Here is a 16,967-nt window from a genome sequence, read left to right as displayed (position 1 = left end):
TTTAATAAATTGATTTACGGTACAAGTATATCATACCTTTTCCTATTCGTGAAGCATCTAACGTATATAAATTTTATGGTTTTTCAGTTCTATTTTCTCTTCCTTCAGCAAATGTCCCACTGCACGTTTGAACGCATTCTTGCTCAGGCCGAATTCCCTCTGGATAATTTCCGGGGAAGCTTTATCATCAAAAGGCAGAACACCTTCAAAATCCTGTATGATCTCGTATACGCTCTGGGCGTCCTCATGGAGCTGGATGTGGGCCTTCTGCTTTGCGCTGAGGTTCAGTTTTCCATCCTCACGCACCTGTGTGACACGGAATGTCAGCTCCTCACCCACCTTATAGTTGCCCTGGGCCTCCTGTTTTGGTATCAGACCGGAATACTGCCCGTCCACAGCCACGAACACGCCAAAATTGTCACTCTGCTCATATACCACGCCTGTCACCATATCCCCTACAATATAGGGAGAATTGGTCTTCAGATAGTGGTATACCTTCATAGTGGCGCACAGACGGCTGCTCTTGTCAATATAGAGGGATACCAGAACTTCCTCCCCCTCGTGAACCTTCTTTGTCTGTTCTTTATATGGAAGAAACAGGTCTTTTTCCAGTCCCCAGTCCAGAAACGCGCCGATCTTTGTCACCTGGGCAACCTTCAAAAAACCCACCTGATTTATCATAAGTCCCGGAGTTCTGGTGGTTGCGATCAGGCGGTCAGAGGAATCCTTGTAGAGGAATACCTCCATCATGTCACCTTCTCCGGTGCCCTCCGGTACTTCTTTGCCCGGAAGCAGCACTCTGTCCGTCTCCCCTGCATCCTGTCTGTCTCCCAGATATACACCAAAATCCACAGTTTTCACAACAACCAGTTTCTGTTTTTTACCTAATTCCATTCTTTCTTCTCCTTTAATTCCACAACCGCATAGGGTTCTCCGTTCTCGCCGCAGAGAGCCACTGTACAGATTCCCTGCTCACTTTTCACCTTTGGTACTATAATATCCCCAAGCACTGCCTGTCCCTTATACTCCGCCCGCATCTGATGCACACAGAAGCCGGCAGGCACATATTCTTCCGCCATGGCCACATACTGTCCGTTGTTCACATGGTGGTTCGTATCCAGATGATGAGGACGGACCGGAAAACTTTCGTATTCCACAAAAGCTTCAGGCATCTTGATCTTTCTGGGGGCGTATTCCATTGGGTACTTCTCCTCCAGTGAGTATGCTGCTACCTGCTGTTCTGACACATTGACGGGCATGCCGCTCCCCAGATCCAGATAGGTCCACAGGGAATTGGCGTAAGCTACTGTGGCGCCGTTCTCATCCTCCATGGTAAAATTCCTGCTGCCCAGAAACCGCTTAAAGGCATAGGGCCAGGTGGTGATCCTGATCTTCTCACAGAGCTTCGGATACCGCTCCACGATTATCTGCCATGAGGACAGGACCCATACCTGATTTTTTTCCTGAAGATAATCAATCCCCACACCTGCGTGTTCCGAATGAAAGGTGCTGCAGTCCTGAAAATAATTGATGACAGAATTCAGAGTCAGGCTCCTGTCCTCCCCTATTTCACTGTAGCGCACATAGCTTTCAAAAGAATATTTCATTTCATGCCTCCCAGGTACAAAATCTCTGTACCGAACGATTTTCCTGTATACCAAAATATCCCAGACATTTTCGTCTGGGATATTGATTCTTAGCTGGGCTACAAGGATTCGAACCTTGAAATGACGGAGTCAGAGTCCGTTGCCTTACCATTTGGCGATAGCCCATTGTTTCACAACAAAATGAATTATAAAGTATATCTCAAAAAAAATCAAGTCCTTTTTTTAATTTTTTTCAAAAAATTTTTCCAGGCCCTGATACTAAAATATTTTCGGGTTTCAAACCCTGTCCTTCTGTCGGTTCCACCGTCCCGGAAGGCTCCGGCAAGTTCTTATCCTGCCGGTGTTCTTTCGGGACAGTTAAAATCAAACTGTTTTACACTTTAAAGCCGCTCTGTCAGTTGTGCGTGTTTTTCTTCATATCCTGGTTTTCCCAAAAGTGCGAACATGTTGCTCTTATAACTCTCCACCCCGGGCTGGTTAAAAGGATTCACTCCCAGTATATAGCCGCTGATACCGCAGGCAAACTCAAAGAAATAGAATAACTGCCCAAGATAAAACTCATTTTGTTCCGGTATATTCACACGCAGATTTGGTACATTGCCGTCGGTATGAGCTAAGGCAGTGCCGTTCATGGCACTCTTGTTGATAAAATCAACCGTTTTTCCGGCAAGATAATTCAGTCCGTCCAAATCCGTCTTTTCTTCCCTGATCACCAGATCCTCTCTGGGAGTCTCCACATTCAGGATTGTCTCGAACATGATCCTGGCGCCATCCTGAATAAACTGTCCCATGGAATGAAGGTCTGTGGTCAGATCCACAGAGGCTGGCATGAGGCCTTTTTGGTCTTTGCCCTCACTCTCCCCGTAAAGCTGTTTCCACCATTCAGACACATAGTGGACACTGGGTTCATAATTAGCCAGAAGTTCTACGGATTTGCCTTTTCTCAGAAGAATGTTGCGGACTGCGGCGTAAAGGAGTGCATCATTTTTTTCAAAGGGAAGATTCAGGGCATTCTCTCTACCGCAGGCAGCTCCCTCCATGAGCTTCTCAAGATCCGCCCCACTGACAGCAATGGGAAGCAGTCCTACTGCGGTCAGCACTGAGAAACGGCCTCCCACATCATCCGGTACCACAAAGGTTTCATAGCCCTCCTCTGCCGCAAGGCTCTTTAAGGCTCCCCGGGACTTGTCTGTGGTGGCATAAATTCTCCCTGCCGCCTCTTTCCTTCCATATTTGTTCTCCAGCATTTCCTTAAACACGCGGAAAGCAATTGCGGGTTCTGTGGTGGTTCCCGACTTGGATATCACATTGACGGAAAAGTCCCTGCTGCCTATCACATCAATAAGCCCTTTCAGGTAGGTGCTGCTGATATTATTGCCTGCAAAGTAAATCTCCGGGGTTTTTCTCTGTTCCCTGCTGATGTTGTTATAAAACCCGTGCCTTAAAAATTCAATGGCTGCCCTGGCACCCAGGTAAGAACCTCCGATACCAATTACCACCAGCACCTCTGAATCAGACCGGATCTTTTCAGCCGCTTTCCTGATCTTTGAAAATTCTTCCCTGTCATATTCCACAGGGAGATCTATCCATCCGAGAAAATCACTGCCCTCCCCGCTCTTTGACACCAGCTTTGCCTTGGCATGCTCTGCGGTCTCCTTCATGTACTCTACTTCGTGGGCACTGATAAAGCCTGCCGCTTTTGAGTAGTCAAATGACACCTTATTCTCCATACGTTTACTCCTTTCCCGATATCCCGCCCGGCTGCTGTCAAAACATCGGCTCTGTGCGGCAGCTCCCGCATTGACCGTCTTATTTAAGTCACTGCCGGGTGGGTCACTCCACAGTTACTGTTTATTTACAATATTCACAGGACTGCCTTCCAGAAAGGCTTTGATATTATCGGCAGTAATGTCCATAATACGCTGGCGTGATGCCTGCGCCGCCCAGGAAATATGGGGTGTGATAAAGCAGTTCTTTGCTTTCAGCAGCGGGTTGTCACCTTTGATCGGCTCTGTGGATACTACATCCAGGCCTGCCGCATATATTTTTCCGCTGTTCAATGCATCTGCCAGATCCTGTTCCACTACCAATTGTCCCCGACTGTTGTTTATCAGAATGACGCCGTCTTTCATTTTTGCAATATTTTCCTTGTTTATAATGCCTTCTGTTTCAGGGAAAAGCGGGCAGTGCAGGAAGATCACATCCGCCTGGGCAAACAGGGTATCTAAATCCACATACTCTGCTAGCTTTTTGCCTGCTTCGCTCTGGTAAGCGTCATAGGCAAGCACTTTCATGTCCATGGCCTGAAGAATTTTAGCGGTGGCCTGGCCGATCCTTCCCAATCCGATGATCCCGGCTGTCTTGCCGTAAAGCTCTATCATGGGGTAGTCCCAATAACACCAGTCCGCATTGTTCTCCCATCTTCCCTCTGCCACTGTCTGCGCATGGTGTCCATAGTGGGAGCAGATTTCCAGCAGCAGTCCTACTGCATACTGGCCGACGATCTGAGTCCCATAGGTAGGTACATTTGCTACGGGAATTCCCTTTTCCCTGGCATACTCACAGTCAACCACATTATAGCCTGTAGCCAGCACAGCGATCAGCTTTATATTGGGGCATTTATCAATTGTTTCTCTGGTAATGGGGGTTTTGTTCATCACTACGATTTCAGCATTTCCAATCCTCTCGGCAATGAGAGGGGAATCCACATAGGAAGTACGGTCATAGACCGTAAGCTCCCCATACTGCTCCAAAGCTTCCCAGCTCAGATCGCCGGGGTTTTCCGTATATCCGTCTAACACTACTATTTTCATATCATTTCCTCCTCAATGGTTCCTCTGTCAGGTTCCGAATATGAGTCCCACAGGCACTGTAATAATGGATGGGAATATAATAAAGATACATAAGGCAACTGCAATAAGAATGATCCATGGCACGGAGGCCTTGATTATCTTCTCCAAGTCAAGCCCCGTAACATTCTGCGCCGCATAGAGGCATACACCAACCGGCGGGGTGATCAGTCCAAAGGACAGGGTGATCACCAGGAATACCACAAAGAACAGGGGAGACACTCCAACTGCCTGCACTGCAGGAAGAAGGATGGGTACCAGGATGAAAATTGCCGCTGTGGCATCCATGAACATTCCCACACAGATCAGGAACAGGTAAAGCACAAACATAATGACGATCCGGTTATCGGAAATACCGGTTATCATATTTGCCACTGCACTTGGCAGTCCATCCAGCTCGAAGATCAGAGAAGCCGGCTTTGCCGCAATCGCTACAAAGAGAATGGTTCCTGTAGAGCGGGCATTCTTGCAGATAATGCGGGGAATATCTCTCCATTTCAGGTTTTTATATACATAAACTGAGACCAGGATCGTATAAACAACGGCAATGGCTGCACCCTCTGTAGGGGTGTAAAAACCTGTATACACGCCGCCCAGCAGAATGACTGGAGTCAGAAGCGCCGGAATAGCGCTTACGAATGCCTTGCCCAGACGTTTTCCCTCAAAAGGAGTACGGTCACCAATCTTGTGCTTCTTACAATAAAAGTAATTGTAGACCATAAATATCAGGCCGATGATGATTCCGGGGATCAGTCCTGCCAGCAGGGCCTGACCGATAGAAACATTAGCCGTAGCTGCCGCGTTGATCATCAGGATACTGGGCGGAATGACTGAAGCCAGCATGGAACCGGACAGGTTGATAGCTGTGGCATAATCCTTTGGATAGCCTTTCTTCTCCAGCGCGTTGATACTCATCTTGCCGATGGATGCAATGGCTGCCACAGAGGAGCCTGACATTCCCGCAAACAGCATATTAACCACAACAGATACATGACCCAGGCCTCCGAAGATCCAGCCCACCATGGACTCCGCCAGATCATAGATCTTATCCGCAACTCCGCCCTCATCCATGAGAGAGCCGCACAGAATAAACAGCGGAACCGCAACCATGATAAAGCTGTTCATAGAGGTAAACATCGACTGTGCCGCCATGGAAAGAGGCAGAGAGGACATTGTCACGATCGTAAACACAGATGCCGCGCCCAGTGAGATCGCAATGGGAACTCCCAGGAACATAAGCAGCAGGAAAACCACCAATAATGTAATACTCATCACCATCCGTCGTCACCTCTCCTTCTCTTCTGTTTCTTTTTCATTTTTTCTTTTCCCTGCTATCGCAACATTTCCATGATATTCCATGAAGCTCTGCAGGACGCCGATAATGCCAAGTACACCGGCAACCGGCTGGCAAATACCGATTATGTACATGGGAATCATCAGAGCTGTTCCCATTTCCTTCATCATGATCTGCTGACGGACCACTTCCCAACCGTAAATTATCATAAAGACAAAAAATGCGGTTACGATCACTGCGTATAATATTTCACTGAACTTTCTCAGCCATTTTGGCCCCTTTGCCACAAACAGCGTGACACGGGAAGATTCCGCCTGGTTAAAGCCTGCCGCCAGCGCTACAAACATCATCCACAGAAAGAGATACCTGCTGGTTTCCTCTGTCCACGGAAAGGGATGTCCGATCACACGCCCTATGATCTGTACCAGAATCGTGAATATCATCCCAACTACCATAATGGCGAGAACCACATTCTCCACTCCGCCGATCACATCAAAGAATCTGGACAGGGCTGTTTTCTTTCGTTCCATAAGAACACCTCCACCATTTTCTTAGTTTTTACCGCAAAATTCTGTTGTAGCGTTGAACAGCTCATCATCCCCGATCAGTTCCTTGAACTTGTCGTAACAGGACTGGGATACTTTCACAAATTCCTGACGGTCTTCCTCAGAGATCTCATTGTACTCCATGCCGTTATCAAGCAGTGTCTGCAGGGCAGTCTCATCTTCTTTTTCCATGAAATCAACATTCCACTGCTGTACTTCCTCACCGGCTTTCGTGATGGCCTCCTGCTGTTTTTCAGATAAGCCGTCATAGACAGAGCTGTTGATTCCTACCAGCCAGGCATCTGCCATATGCTCTGTGCCGGAGATATATTTCTGTACCTCGTAGAACTTGTTAGAGAATGGAACATCCACCGGATTTTCCTGTCCGTCCAGAGTATTTAACTGAAGCGCATTGTAAACCTCACTGAAGTTCATAGGCGTCGTCACTGCACCGCAGGCTCCGAAGAACTCTACATACAGGGCATTATTGGGCACTCTGAGAACCATGCCCTTCAAATCCTCCGGTTTGTTCACAGGATTCTTGGAATTGGTGATCTTGCGGAAAGATCTGGTCCAGCTTCCCACAGTGGTGATCCCCATATCGGAAACACGGTTCATCAGTTCCTTTCCTGTGTCACTGTTTAAATAGTCCAGAAGCTGCTGCTGGTCGTCAAACATGTAAGGCACTGAGATGACATTGTATCCCGGTTCAAAGCTGGCATACACACTGCTTGCCAGGATCAGCATCTGCAGAGAACCTGCGGAAAGCTGTTTGATGCCCGCTGCCGTATCCCCGCCATAGAGGGAACCGTTACCGGAAACCGTAAATTCCAGTGTTCCGTCTGAATACTCGCTGGCGCGGTCCGCGAACTCCTGCGCTGCCTGATAGATATAGGATGACTCAGGGTCCGGCACTGCAATGGTGATTTTCGTCTTCTTTCCCGCATCCGCTTTTCCGGAAGCATCCGTACTTTGGCTGTTTCCTCCGCATCCTGCAAGACCGGTACATATCATGGCTGCTGACAGCACTGCTGCTAATACTCTTTTCTTCATTTTTCTTCTCCTTTTCCTAATGTAGGTTACTCCCAATCTTATATAGTTCCTTGATCTGTGGATATAACTGTATATATACTTGATATCTCTTATTGTAAATATCATCATGTGCCCGGCTGCTTCGGATAACTTTATATACTTTTTTCTCCACTTTGTCAGCAGCTTCATAGACATCCTTGAAAATCCCGGCGCCCACTCCCGCAAGCAGTGCGGCGCCAATGGGTGCCATATCATTCATATCCAGGATCCTGATATCTTTTCCCGTAATATCGGCTTTGATCTGCGCCCAGGTTTCGCTCTTGGCTCCGCCTCCGATAGACGTAAATTCCTGTATTCTCTGTCCTGTAACCCGTTCGGCGATCTCAGAGAGCTGCCTCAGTCCGTATCCGCATCCCTCCATTACTGCCCGGTTCATCTCTTTCCGGGTGGTCTGCAGAGATACGCCAAAGAAAACACCCCTTGCATAAGGGTCCCAGATAGGGCTTCTCTCGCCAAGCATATAGGGCAGGAATACAAGTCCCCCGCTCCCGGGTTCCGCCTTGTCGGCCTCCTCGTTCATAAGCTGAAACGCTGTCTTCTCAGTGCCCACCGCCTGATCTACCAAATCCTGACAGAAGTTGTCCCGGAACCACTGGTAGGAAGCGCCTGTATGGGACAGTGCCCCCTGATAGATCCAGGTTCCCTCCACCACATGACATCTGTTGATAAATCCCTTGTCAAATCTGGGCTGGTCCACACAAACAGTCAGTACATTGGTAGTTCCTACGGATTCGCACACCTGACCGGCTTTGGTCACGCCTGCCGCTAAAGTAGCGCAGGCCGTATCTCCGCCGCCGATAATGATCGGGGTATCTCTGGGAATTCCCATTTGGATCAAATCGGGATGGATCAGTCCGCCCACCACATCTGTGGACGCATGGAGCGGAGGCAGCTTCTCCATGTCGATCCCAATTTTTTCACAGAGAAATGCAGACCACCGGAAGCCCCCTGTTGTCTCAAACAGATCCGTATAGGAGGCATTGGAATGATCCATGGCAAAATTTCCGGACATTCTCTGTGCCAGCAGCGTGTTCACATGGCCAAAATACTTTGTCTTTTCATAAACTTCCGGAAGGTTGCGCTTGATCCACAGCATAGAAGTTCCTGACATGGCTCCTGCCATAGCTGTATTGGCTGTAATCTCAAAAAGCTTTTCGCGGCCCACAGCTTCCAGTATCATCTCCGCCTCCCGGGTACTGCGCCGGTCAGAATATATAATGGGGTCTGTAAGCACCTCCCCGTTCTCTCCCAGAGCCGTAAGTCCCGGACACAGGCTGGATATACTGATTCCGGCCACCTTGGACATGTCTATGTTTTTCCCTTCCTGGAGCAGCCGGATACACTTTAGATAGGCATTCCACATATCCTCTGTGTCGATCTGCGCATAATCCTGATTTGGTGTGATCAGCCGGTATGAACTGCTGCTCATTCCTAAAACCTTGGCCTGTTCATCTATCACTGCCACTTTAATACTGGTGGTCCCCACATCCACTCCCAATAAGTATCTATTTCCCATCTTATACACCCGTTTCGTATGTTATTGGTTTCTCTTAGAATTCACTGTAGTTTTTGTCATTTTCAAGCTGGGCCAGAAGCTCCTTTGCCTCTTTTACACTGTATCCCTCATGGATGATATAACGCAGAGCAATGACAAGAGCCGTTACATCTTTGTAATCCCATACAAATCTTCCCATGGTCACACCGCCCACACCGCAGTCCATAGCTTCTCTGGTCATCTGCAGATAGTCATCCAATGTCTTGCAGGCATCTCCGCCCTGGATAACAATACGGAAGGTAGAAGGCACGGTTGCCACCACTTTAGCCATACTGTCCGGGTCTCCTGTATAGGTAGTCTTTATAATATCCATACCCAGCTCACAGGCGCTTCTTACACAATAAGCAATATTCTCCCAGGCAGTTCTGTCTTCCGGTTTCACGCTCTCACCTTTCGGATATACATGTCCGATGAGAGGCATTCCTTTTCTCATGCACTCTTCAGAAACTCTTCCGATCGCTTCAAACTGCTCTCCCTGGAAGTCACCCAGTGTCATGCATCCCATAGATACAGCGTCGGCGCCCATCCGGATCGCTTCGTCAACAGTACCGAAGACCGTGTCTCTGGTTGGAGCTACCGGGGAATAGTTGGAAATCTTCATCAGCATTGCCACCTCTCCCGCGTGGTTCCACATGCAGTGCTCTGCAATCCCTTTTGTCAGGGTCATGGCATCCGGTCTTCCCAAGATTATCTTATCAATGGTGTCCTGAACATGATGCAGTCCTGTCAGAGGAGCGATTCCCCTCGAAGTGGCATGGTCAACTGTGATCGCCATCATTTTATTGCTCTTTGGATTGACCAGTCTGCTCATTCTTACCTCTTTGCCTAACATTGCCATAATTTTAATCTCCTTTTCTTCTTATATAAATGTTTTTTATATATGCTTTTTTATATATGCTCTTTGTATAAATGTTCTTGTATAGATGCTTTTGCATAAATACTTTTTGTATAGATACCTTTACTTTACGGTTCAATAATAACCTTCAGACCCTGACCGCTTTTACACATCTCATAAGCCTTTTGGAAATCATCAATTTTATATGTATGTGTTGCAATTTTATCCAGATTGATCTTTTGTGTCATAACCATGTCTGCCGCTTCCAGATAATCGGCACGCTTGTACGCAGTGCTTCCATTGACGGTTATTTCATTATAATGGATGGTATTTACCTCTATAGTGCATTCGCCTGTTCCGGCAAATCCGGCAAAAAGGTTCACGGTACCGCCCTTTTTACAGAGCTTCAAGGTAGAGTTCACCAGCGCCGGAACGCCGATAGCCATAATGATCACATCCGCCCCCATGCCGCCTGTGGCATCACTGATGATCTGTTCCAGATTCTCTTTCGTCGGGTCCACCACTTTGTCTGCTCCCAGTTCAAGCGCCACCTGGCGTCTCATCTCATTGGGTTCGCTTACGATGACCTGCTTAGCCCCTGCGATCCTGGAAAGCTGCATGTGCATCAATCCGATAGGTCCGGCTCCTACGATCAATACAGTATCGTTAAATCCGGTTCCGGCATTTTTCAGTCCGCGGATACAGCAGGCCAGAGGTTCTATCAAAGCCCCTGCGGTGAAAGATACGTGTTCCGGAAGCTTGATGACATTGCCGCTTTTAATGGCGATCTCGGGAATCAGTACATATTCCTCGAATCCTCCGTCAAACTCGTATCCAACCGCTTTTCGGTTCATGCAGGCGTTCTCTCTTCCCGCCAGACAGGCCGGGCAGGAACCACAGGGAATCACATTGGCAATGGCAACCTTGTCCCCTGCCTGAAAACCAGATACGTTCTTTCCAATCTCACTGATGATGCCGCACATCTCATGGCCGATCACGGATGGATAACGAACACCCTTTGTCTTGGTTCCCGCAAGGATACGCATGTCCGTTCCGCAGATAGCTGCTTTTTTCATCTCCAGAAGTATGTCGTTATCTCCGATCTGAGGCTTCGGCAAATCTGTCGGTGCAAAATCATTTGGCCCGTTCAAAACAACTGCTCTCATACTTTTTCACTCCTTTTTTTATCTTGATGTCATCATAGCATATTTAAAAATTATTTTCAATAGTATTTTTATTTTTTGTAAATTATTTTCAATTTCCTTTTATATTTTTGGTTATATCGCTGTATTTTCAAGATTTTTCATCATTATCGCAGATTTATAAAAAATATTTTTCAGAAAATCAATTTACTTGTTTTCACATAATAATAATTTTTCTGTAATTTTTTTTCAGTTTAGACAAAATAAAAAGTCCGGCGAACCGGACTTTTTATTCACACCAAAGCTCATCAGCTCCATTTATAATTTGTTTTCTGAAGTAGCCTTTCTGGTCTTCTGGATGGCCGTATAGGAATCCTCATAATCCTCAAATGCCACGATAGCGACCAGAGTGTCTATCATTGCAAGCTGTGCTATCCGCGTGCTCACCGACTCTGACTGGAATATGGTTTCCTCCGCCGAGGAATACAGCACCACGTCTGCAATTTTTGACAACGGCGTTTTCCCCTGGCTTACCAGAGCCACTGTATCGACCCCATTTTCTCTGGCATTGCGCAGACAATTTATAACATTACAGTTGCTTCCTGAGTGGGAAATCCCAAAAGCCAGCTCTCCCTCCTCCATAAGCGATGAAACCATGAGCTGCATATCTACATCATCATAGACAAAAGCCCTGATACCTATCTTCATAAATTTATGCTGGGCATCCTTTCCCACTAAAAGACTGCCGCCGCTGCCGAAAAAGACCAGCCGTTTTGCGCTGCGTATCTGATCTGCCACTTTTGTGAGCAAAGGCAGATCGATCCCGGCCAGTGTTCTGTTTAAAACATTTACCTCCGAGGCAAAAATCTTTCTGCAGATAGTTTCCGGGTCATCCCCCTGCTCCAGACTGGGGTTAAAGTGTTTATCCCTGGGCAGCACATCCCTGGCCGCATTGACTTTAAAATCCTGATACCCCTTGTAACCCACACTCTTGCAGAATCTTACGACAGACGCGTCACTTACCCCTGCCTCTTCTGCCAGCTCCGTAATATTACAGTTCAGCACTTCCTCATAATGTTCCAGTATGTAAGCTGCCAGTTTCGCTTCCGTGTTGGTAAGCAAGTGCATTCTCCCTAAAATTTTTTCCTTGCAGCTTCCTCCTACCACAGTTCATTCTCCTCTTTTATCTGCCATTTTCTTTTTTTACAAAAAAATCATACCATATTTGAAAAAAAGTTTCAACCTCGATTTGAATTTTGACTGCACTTTATATGGCTGCTGCTGCAGATATCACTTCCTTAATTCAGCCTTTTCTATGAATTCCATACATACTCCTGTATGGTCCTGATGATCTTTTCCATGTCAATTGGTTTTGCAATATGTGCATTCATCCCGGAATCCAGGGACTGCTTTACATCCTCGGAGAACGCGTTGGCTGTCATGGCAATGATGGGAACCCTGTCCGTATCCGGTCTTCCCAGAGCACGGATACGCCTTGCCGCCTCACACCCATCCATAACCGGCATACGGATATCCATGAGTATCGTGCCATATCGGTCCGGATGCTCCTGCACCATATCCACTGCCTCCCTGCCGTTATTTGCCAGTTCCACCACTGCCCCTGCCATCTCCAGCAGTTCCCGGGCAATCTCCTGATTCAGCTCATTGTCCTCCACCAACAGAATCCTGATGCCAGCCAGAGGGTTACTGTCCAGAAGATTTGTGACAGGTCTGTCTGTTTTTTTCTTCTCAGAAATTTCCTCCCTATTCTCCAGCTTCAGATACAGAGTCACGGTAAAACGCGTTCCCTTTCCCGGTACACTGCGGACCTGCACATCGCCCTGCATCATGCTCACAAGCCCTTTCACGATGGACATGCCAAGACCCGTCCCCTGAATATTCTTCACACGCTCATCGTCCGCCCGCTCAAAGGGATCATAGACATGCTCCAGAAATTTCTCATCCATGCCGATCCCATTGTCCTCCACAATAAACTCAAATTTGCCGTAACCGGCGATATCTGATACCTTCTCTTTTGCCGCAAGACCGATACATCCGCCGTCCGGGGTATACTTGACTGCGTTTGTGATCAGGTTCAACAGGATCTGCCGGATACGCCCCGTGTCTCCCTGAACATCTCTGTGTATAACCTCGTCAGTACATATGGTAAGTCTGTGGCCCTTTTCCTCTATCTCATGCCCGATTATAGTGCCAATGCTCTGTATCAGCTCCTGCAGATGGAAGGACTCCTTTGCCAGGCTTATCTTACCAGTCTCAATTCTGCTCATATCCAGAACCTCATTGAGAAGCTCCAGAAGATGCTCACTGGAGATACTGATCTTGTGCAGACAGTCCTGTATTTTCTCCGTATCGCCTGCATTGGCCTGGGCGATGGCCGTCATTCCCACAATGGCGTTCATGGGTGTGCGGATATCGTGGGACATTCTGGCAAGAAAATTTGTTTTTGCCTCATTGGCTGTCTTGGCGGATTCATAGGCTGTCAGAAGAGCCTGACGGTTCTTCTCATCCTCTTCACGCTTTACATCCACATTCCTCATGAGCAGAAGGAAGCCTCCACCTGTATCCTGCTCTATGAGCGCCGCGTAATAGGTATAATAATGGAGCTGCTTCTTTTTATCCCACATGCGCAGCTCACCTTCCAGACATCCCCTGTCCCGGTAACTCTCCTCACAGTAAATAGCCTGCAGTTCCTCTCTGTCCTCCTGGCAGACACGCTCCTGCAGTCTTCCTATATAATCGGCAAAACTGCCGTTCCGATCAATTTTCAGGTTCTCCTCCGCGCAGTGTACACAGTGATACTCCGTCTTTCCCATGTCTACACTGACAGCCAGCGTATACATTCTGGATACCGCTGCCTGGGCGATCATCTGGTTATAATGCTCCTCCATCTCCGCGTTCTGGTCATCAAAAGCCATTATGATAATGGGACTTTCCCCGCCGGACACAGAAAAAGGCAGGAGGAGGAGCTGTCTCCAGTTTCCTGATACCACACGGTAGATATATTCCACCCGTCCGCTCTCTCCTGTCAGACGTTCCATCAGCCTGTTCCCTGACGCCAGCTCCAGAAAATACTTCCTGTACTCCGGAAGCACGCTGCTTGATGCATAGAGACACAGAAATTCCTGGAGGCTGGAGCATCCCCCTACATATCCGCCGATCTCCTGGTAATCTTTTATGGTCTTGATCTCCTCGGTCTCCATATTACACAGGTAAATCCCTTTATACCGTTCACTCAAAGCTCTGATGACAGCATCCGACTCCTGCTCTGCCCTAATGGTATCCGTAATATTCTGGTGGTAGCCCCTCAGCCGGACCCCGTCTTCGTAGCTGTCATCCCGCACACCGCCGCAGCGGACATATATCCTGCCCCATTTGGGATGTTTCCAAGGATACTGCACCTCCGCGCGCCTGTGTCTCATCATCTGTTCCACGCCCTTCTCCACCTGAGGGTAATACTCAGGGATGATCCTGTCATACCAGGCCCTGTAGCATACCTCCGGTTCCGGCTCTTCCTCCAGCCCAAGCAGTCCCAGCATGGCCTTGTCAGCATACATTCTGGGCTCTTTCCCCTCTTCTATCTCTATGATCCAGAGTCCTGTCTGTGCCTGCTGAAGAACCTCCTGTATCATCGTTATATCCCCGAAGTGTTCTAACATAACTGTATCCCTTTCTCTCATTACCGCTCATTGCGTCCCCTGATATATGGGTACAGTATACTACAAAATATTTCCTATTACTATCCTGGAACTGTGTTTTTTTCTCCTATTCCTGCATAGAATACTGGTTGAATACGAATAATAAGGCTGGTCGAACCATGTCAAAACTTTCCATCCTGGTCAACCGGGAGCACCTCCTGTCCCAAAACTACATTCCCCAAAACCTGACAGAACCTGCCATCCCCTTCTCAGCACCTCCGGGCGATGCCAAAAGGCTCCTGGTCAGGGATGCGGCGGCCGCCGCAGAGGAACTGTTTCACCGTGCCCAAAAGGAGGGGTTACACCTGTGGGGCGTCTCAGGCTACCGCCCTTACACCCGCCAAAGAGAGCTGTACGAGGCAGCCCTCGTAAAGAGAGAGAAGCTCTTAAAGAAAACCGGAGACGCGCCCATGACTGCCGTGGCTCCTCCCGGAAGCAGCGAACACCAGACCGGCCTGGCTCTGGATGTCTCCTGTCCCTCTGAGAACTATGAGCTGGAAGAGACCTTCGCCCTCACACCAGAGGGAAAATGGCTCAGCACCTATGCCTCCCACTATGGATTTATCCTTCGCTATCCCAGAGGTAAGGAATCCATCACCGGATTCCCCTACGAACCATGGCACATCCGTTATGTGGGGGAACCCCTTGCTCCCTACCTGTCCCTCACCGGCCTGACACTGGAAGAATACTACTTGTTATAATTAGACGAAAATACACGAAATAATCCGGCAAAATGCCAGTGTATCCTTGCATTTTGCACAAAAAGTGCTATAATATCACCAAGGCTGACGCAATCCCGGAGAACAGACAGATTTTAAGGGAAGGCAGACAGATAAAGCTATTGCAAAGGAGCACTATAGTATGAGAGCTTTGAATTTAACATTACTCACTGATTTATATGAGCTGACCATGATGCAGGGTTATTTTAAAAACCCTACTGACCAGGTAGTCGTTTTCGATGCCTTTTACCGAAAAAATCCGTGTGACGGAGGATACGCCATTGCTGCCGGACTTGAACAGATTATCGAATATATTCGTGACCTCCACTTTTCCCCGGATGACATTGACTATCTGAAAACTCTGAACATTTTCGACACAGATTTTCTGGAATACCTGCGGGGCTTCCATTTTACCGGGGATATCTATGCCATTCCTGAGGGAACCATCATATTCCCAAGAGAACCGCTGGTGAAGGTGATCGCCCCTGTTATGGAAGCCCAGCTTATTGAGACAGCTCTGCTGAATATCCTGAACCACCAGAGCTTGATCGCTACAAAAGCCTCCCGGGTAGTGTATGCAGCCCAGGGAGACGGCATCATGGAATTCGGCCTGAGGCGCGCCCAAGGCCCGGATGCAGGTATCTACGGAGCCAGGGCAGCCATGATCGGCGGCTGTGTGGGAACCTCCAATGTTCTCACCGGTCAGATGTTCCATGTGCCTGTAAAAGGCACCCACGCCCACAGTTGGATCATGAGTTTCCCTGATGAATACACTGCATTTAAGGCATATGCCAACCAGTACCCCAATGCCTGCATCCTTCTGGTGGATACTTATGACGTGCTGGATTCCGGCGTCCCCAATGCCATCCGCGTCTTCAAAGAAATGCAGGCGGAGGGTATTGAGCTGAAAGGGTACGGCATCCGCATTGACAGCGGTGACCTGGCTTACCTCTCCAAGCAGGCGTATAAAATGCTGGCGGAGGCGGGCTTTGAGGACGCTATCATCTCTGCCTCCAGCGATCTGGACGAGTACCTGATCGACAGCCTGAAGGCACAGGGTGCCAAGATCAATTCCTGGGGTGTAGGCACCAACCTGATCACATCCAACGGCCATCCGGCCTTTGGCGGTGTGTACAAGCTGGCCGCTATCAAGGAACGGGATGATGAGGACTTTGTACCCAAGATCAAGCTCTCTGAGAATGTGGAAAAGGTAACGAACCCCGGAAACAAAACGGTTTACAGGATATATGACAAGGCCACAGGAAAAATCCGGGCGGATTTGATCTGTCTGGCTGATGAGACTTTTGATACAGATAGGGATATGATCATCTTCGACCCCATGGCCACCTGGAAGAAGACCAAGATAGCCGGGGGCACCTATGCCCTTCGTGAGCTTCTTGTTCCTGTATTCCTGAAGGGAGAATGTGTCTACACTTCCCCGTCCGTAATGGAGATCCGTGATATATGTGCCAAGGAAAAAGAAACACTCTGGAGTGAGACTATGCGTCTGGTAAATCCCCAGGAGGTTTACGTGGACTTATCTGACAAGCTGTACGCCATTAAGTCAAGACTTCTGGAAGAGATGGGCGAAGCTGCCATCGAATAAACCGGTA

The 16,967-nt window shown here is 48.3% G+C and carries 14 protein-coding genes and 1 tRNA gene; 2 read left to right on the top strand and 13 right to left on the bottom strand.

The window, feature by feature from the left end:
- Positions 1–57 precede the first annotated feature (57 nt).
- The 13 genes from BLCOC_RS00700 to BLCOC_RS00640 form a co-directional block, all read right to left on the bottom strand.
- Positions 58–894 (bottom strand): CvfB family protein, encoded by an 837-nt coding sequence (locus tag BLCOC_RS00700; RefSeq protein WP_115624047.1) that lies wholly within the window; start codon positions 892–894, stop codon positions 58–60.
- On the bottom strand, positions 885–1,607 hold the full coding sequence (locus BLCOC_RS00695; protein ID WP_115624046.1) for an acyl-[acyl-carrier-protein] thioesterase: 723 nt from the start codon (positions 1,605–1,607) through the stop codon (positions 885–887). The genes BLCOC_RS00700 and BLCOC_RS00695 overlap by 10 nt, the downstream gene beginning before the upstream one ends.
- Before the next feature lie 93 nt (positions 1,608–1,700).
- Positions 1,701–1,772 (bottom strand) — tRNA-Gln (locus tag BLCOC_RS00690).
- 215 nt (positions 1,773–1,987) lie between these two features.
- Positions 1,988–3,337, bottom strand: a complete 1,350-nt coding sequence (locus tag BLCOC_RS00685; RefSeq protein WP_115624044.1) for a glucose-6-phosphate isomerase — start codon at positions 3,335–3,337, stop codon at positions 1,988–1,990.
- A gap of 114 nt (positions 3,338–3,451) precedes the next feature.
- Positions 3,452–4,420 (bottom strand): D-2-hydroxyacid dehydrogenase, encoded by a 969-nt coding sequence (locus tag BLCOC_RS00680; protein WP_018597117.1) that lies wholly within the window; start codon positions 4,418–4,420, stop codon positions 3,452–3,454.
- A gap of 27 nt (positions 4,421–4,447) precedes the next feature.
- A complete protein-coding gene (locus tag BLCOC_RS00675; protein ID WP_018597118.1) occupies positions 4,448–5,734 on the bottom strand; it encodes a TRAP transporter large permease in 1,287 nt (428 codons plus the stop codon).
- A gap of 6 nt (positions 5,735–5,740) precedes the next feature.
- Positions 5,741–6,280, bottom strand: a complete 540-nt coding sequence (locus tag BLCOC_RS00670) for a TRAP transporter small permease (RefSeq protein ID WP_115624043.1) — start codon at positions 6,278–6,280, stop codon at positions 5,741–5,743.
- Positions 6,281–6,301: 21 nt separating this feature from the next.
- On the bottom strand, positions 6,302–7,348 hold the full coding sequence (locus BLCOC_RS00665; RefSeq protein WP_018597120.1) for a DctP family TRAP transporter solute-binding subunit: 1,047 nt from the start codon (positions 7,346–7,348) through the stop codon (positions 6,302–6,304).
- 16 nt (positions 7,349–7,364) lie between these two features.
- Complete coding sequence (locus BLCOC_RS00660; protein WP_018597121.1) at positions 7,365–8,903, bottom strand: xylulokinase; 1,539 nt, start codon at positions 8,901–8,903, stop codon at positions 7,365–7,367.
- A 34-nt stretch (positions 8,904–8,937) separates the two neighbouring features.
- Complete coding sequence (locus BLCOC_RS00655; protein ID WP_018597122.1) at positions 8,938–9,780, bottom strand: class I fructose-bisphosphate aldolase; 843 nt, start codon at positions 9,778–9,780, stop codon at positions 8,938–8,940.
- Positions 9,781–9,905: 125 nt separating this feature from the next.
- The gene (locus BLCOC_RS00650; RefSeq protein ID WP_018597123.1) at positions 9,906–10,943 is read right to left on the bottom strand and encodes a zinc-dependent dehydrogenase; all 1,038 of its coding nucleotides are present in this window, start codon (positions 10,941–10,943) and stop codon (positions 9,906–9,908) included.
- A 294-nt stretch (positions 10,944–11,237) separates the two neighbouring features.
- Positions 11,238–12,047, bottom strand: coding sequence for a MurR/RpiR family transcriptional regulator (locus BLCOC_RS00645; RefSeq protein WP_242999112.1), 810 nt, complete (start codon positions 12,045–12,047; stop codon positions 11,238–11,240).
- Positions 12,048–12,232: 185 nt separating this feature from the next.
- Positions 12,233–14,617 carry an ATP-binding protein gene (locus BLCOC_RS00640; protein WP_029470905.1) on the bottom strand — a complete coding sequence of 795 codons (2,385 nt, stop codon included), beginning with the start codon at positions 14,615–14,617 and terminating at the stop codon, positions 12,233–12,235.
- A gap of 137 nt (positions 14,618–14,754) precedes the next feature.
- Here BLCOC_RS00640 and BLCOC_RS00635 point away from each other — a divergent pair, with 137 nt between their 5' ends.
- Positions 14,755–15,336: a M15 family metallopeptidase gene (locus BLCOC_RS00635; protein WP_115624042.1), complete on the top strand. Its 582-nt coding sequence runs from the start codon at positions 14,755–14,757 to the stop codon at positions 15,334–15,336.
- Between the two features lie 160 nt (positions 15,337–15,496).
- The gene (locus BLCOC_RS00630) at positions 15,497–16,960 is read left to right on the top strand and encodes a nicotinate phosphoribosyltransferase (protein WP_029470907.1); all 1,464 of its coding nucleotides are present in this window, start codon (positions 15,497–15,499) and stop codon (positions 16,958–16,960) included.
- The last annotated feature ends 7 nt before the right edge of the window (positions 16,961–16,967 follow it).

It is taken from the genome of Blautia coccoides, from assembly GCF_034355335.1.
Lineage (GTDB): Bacteria > Bacillota > Clostridia > Lachnospirales > Lachnospiraceae > Blautia > Blautia producta.
The sequence above is the reverse complement of the archived record's forward strand: the minus strand, read 5'-3'. Positions and strand labels throughout refer to the sequence as shown.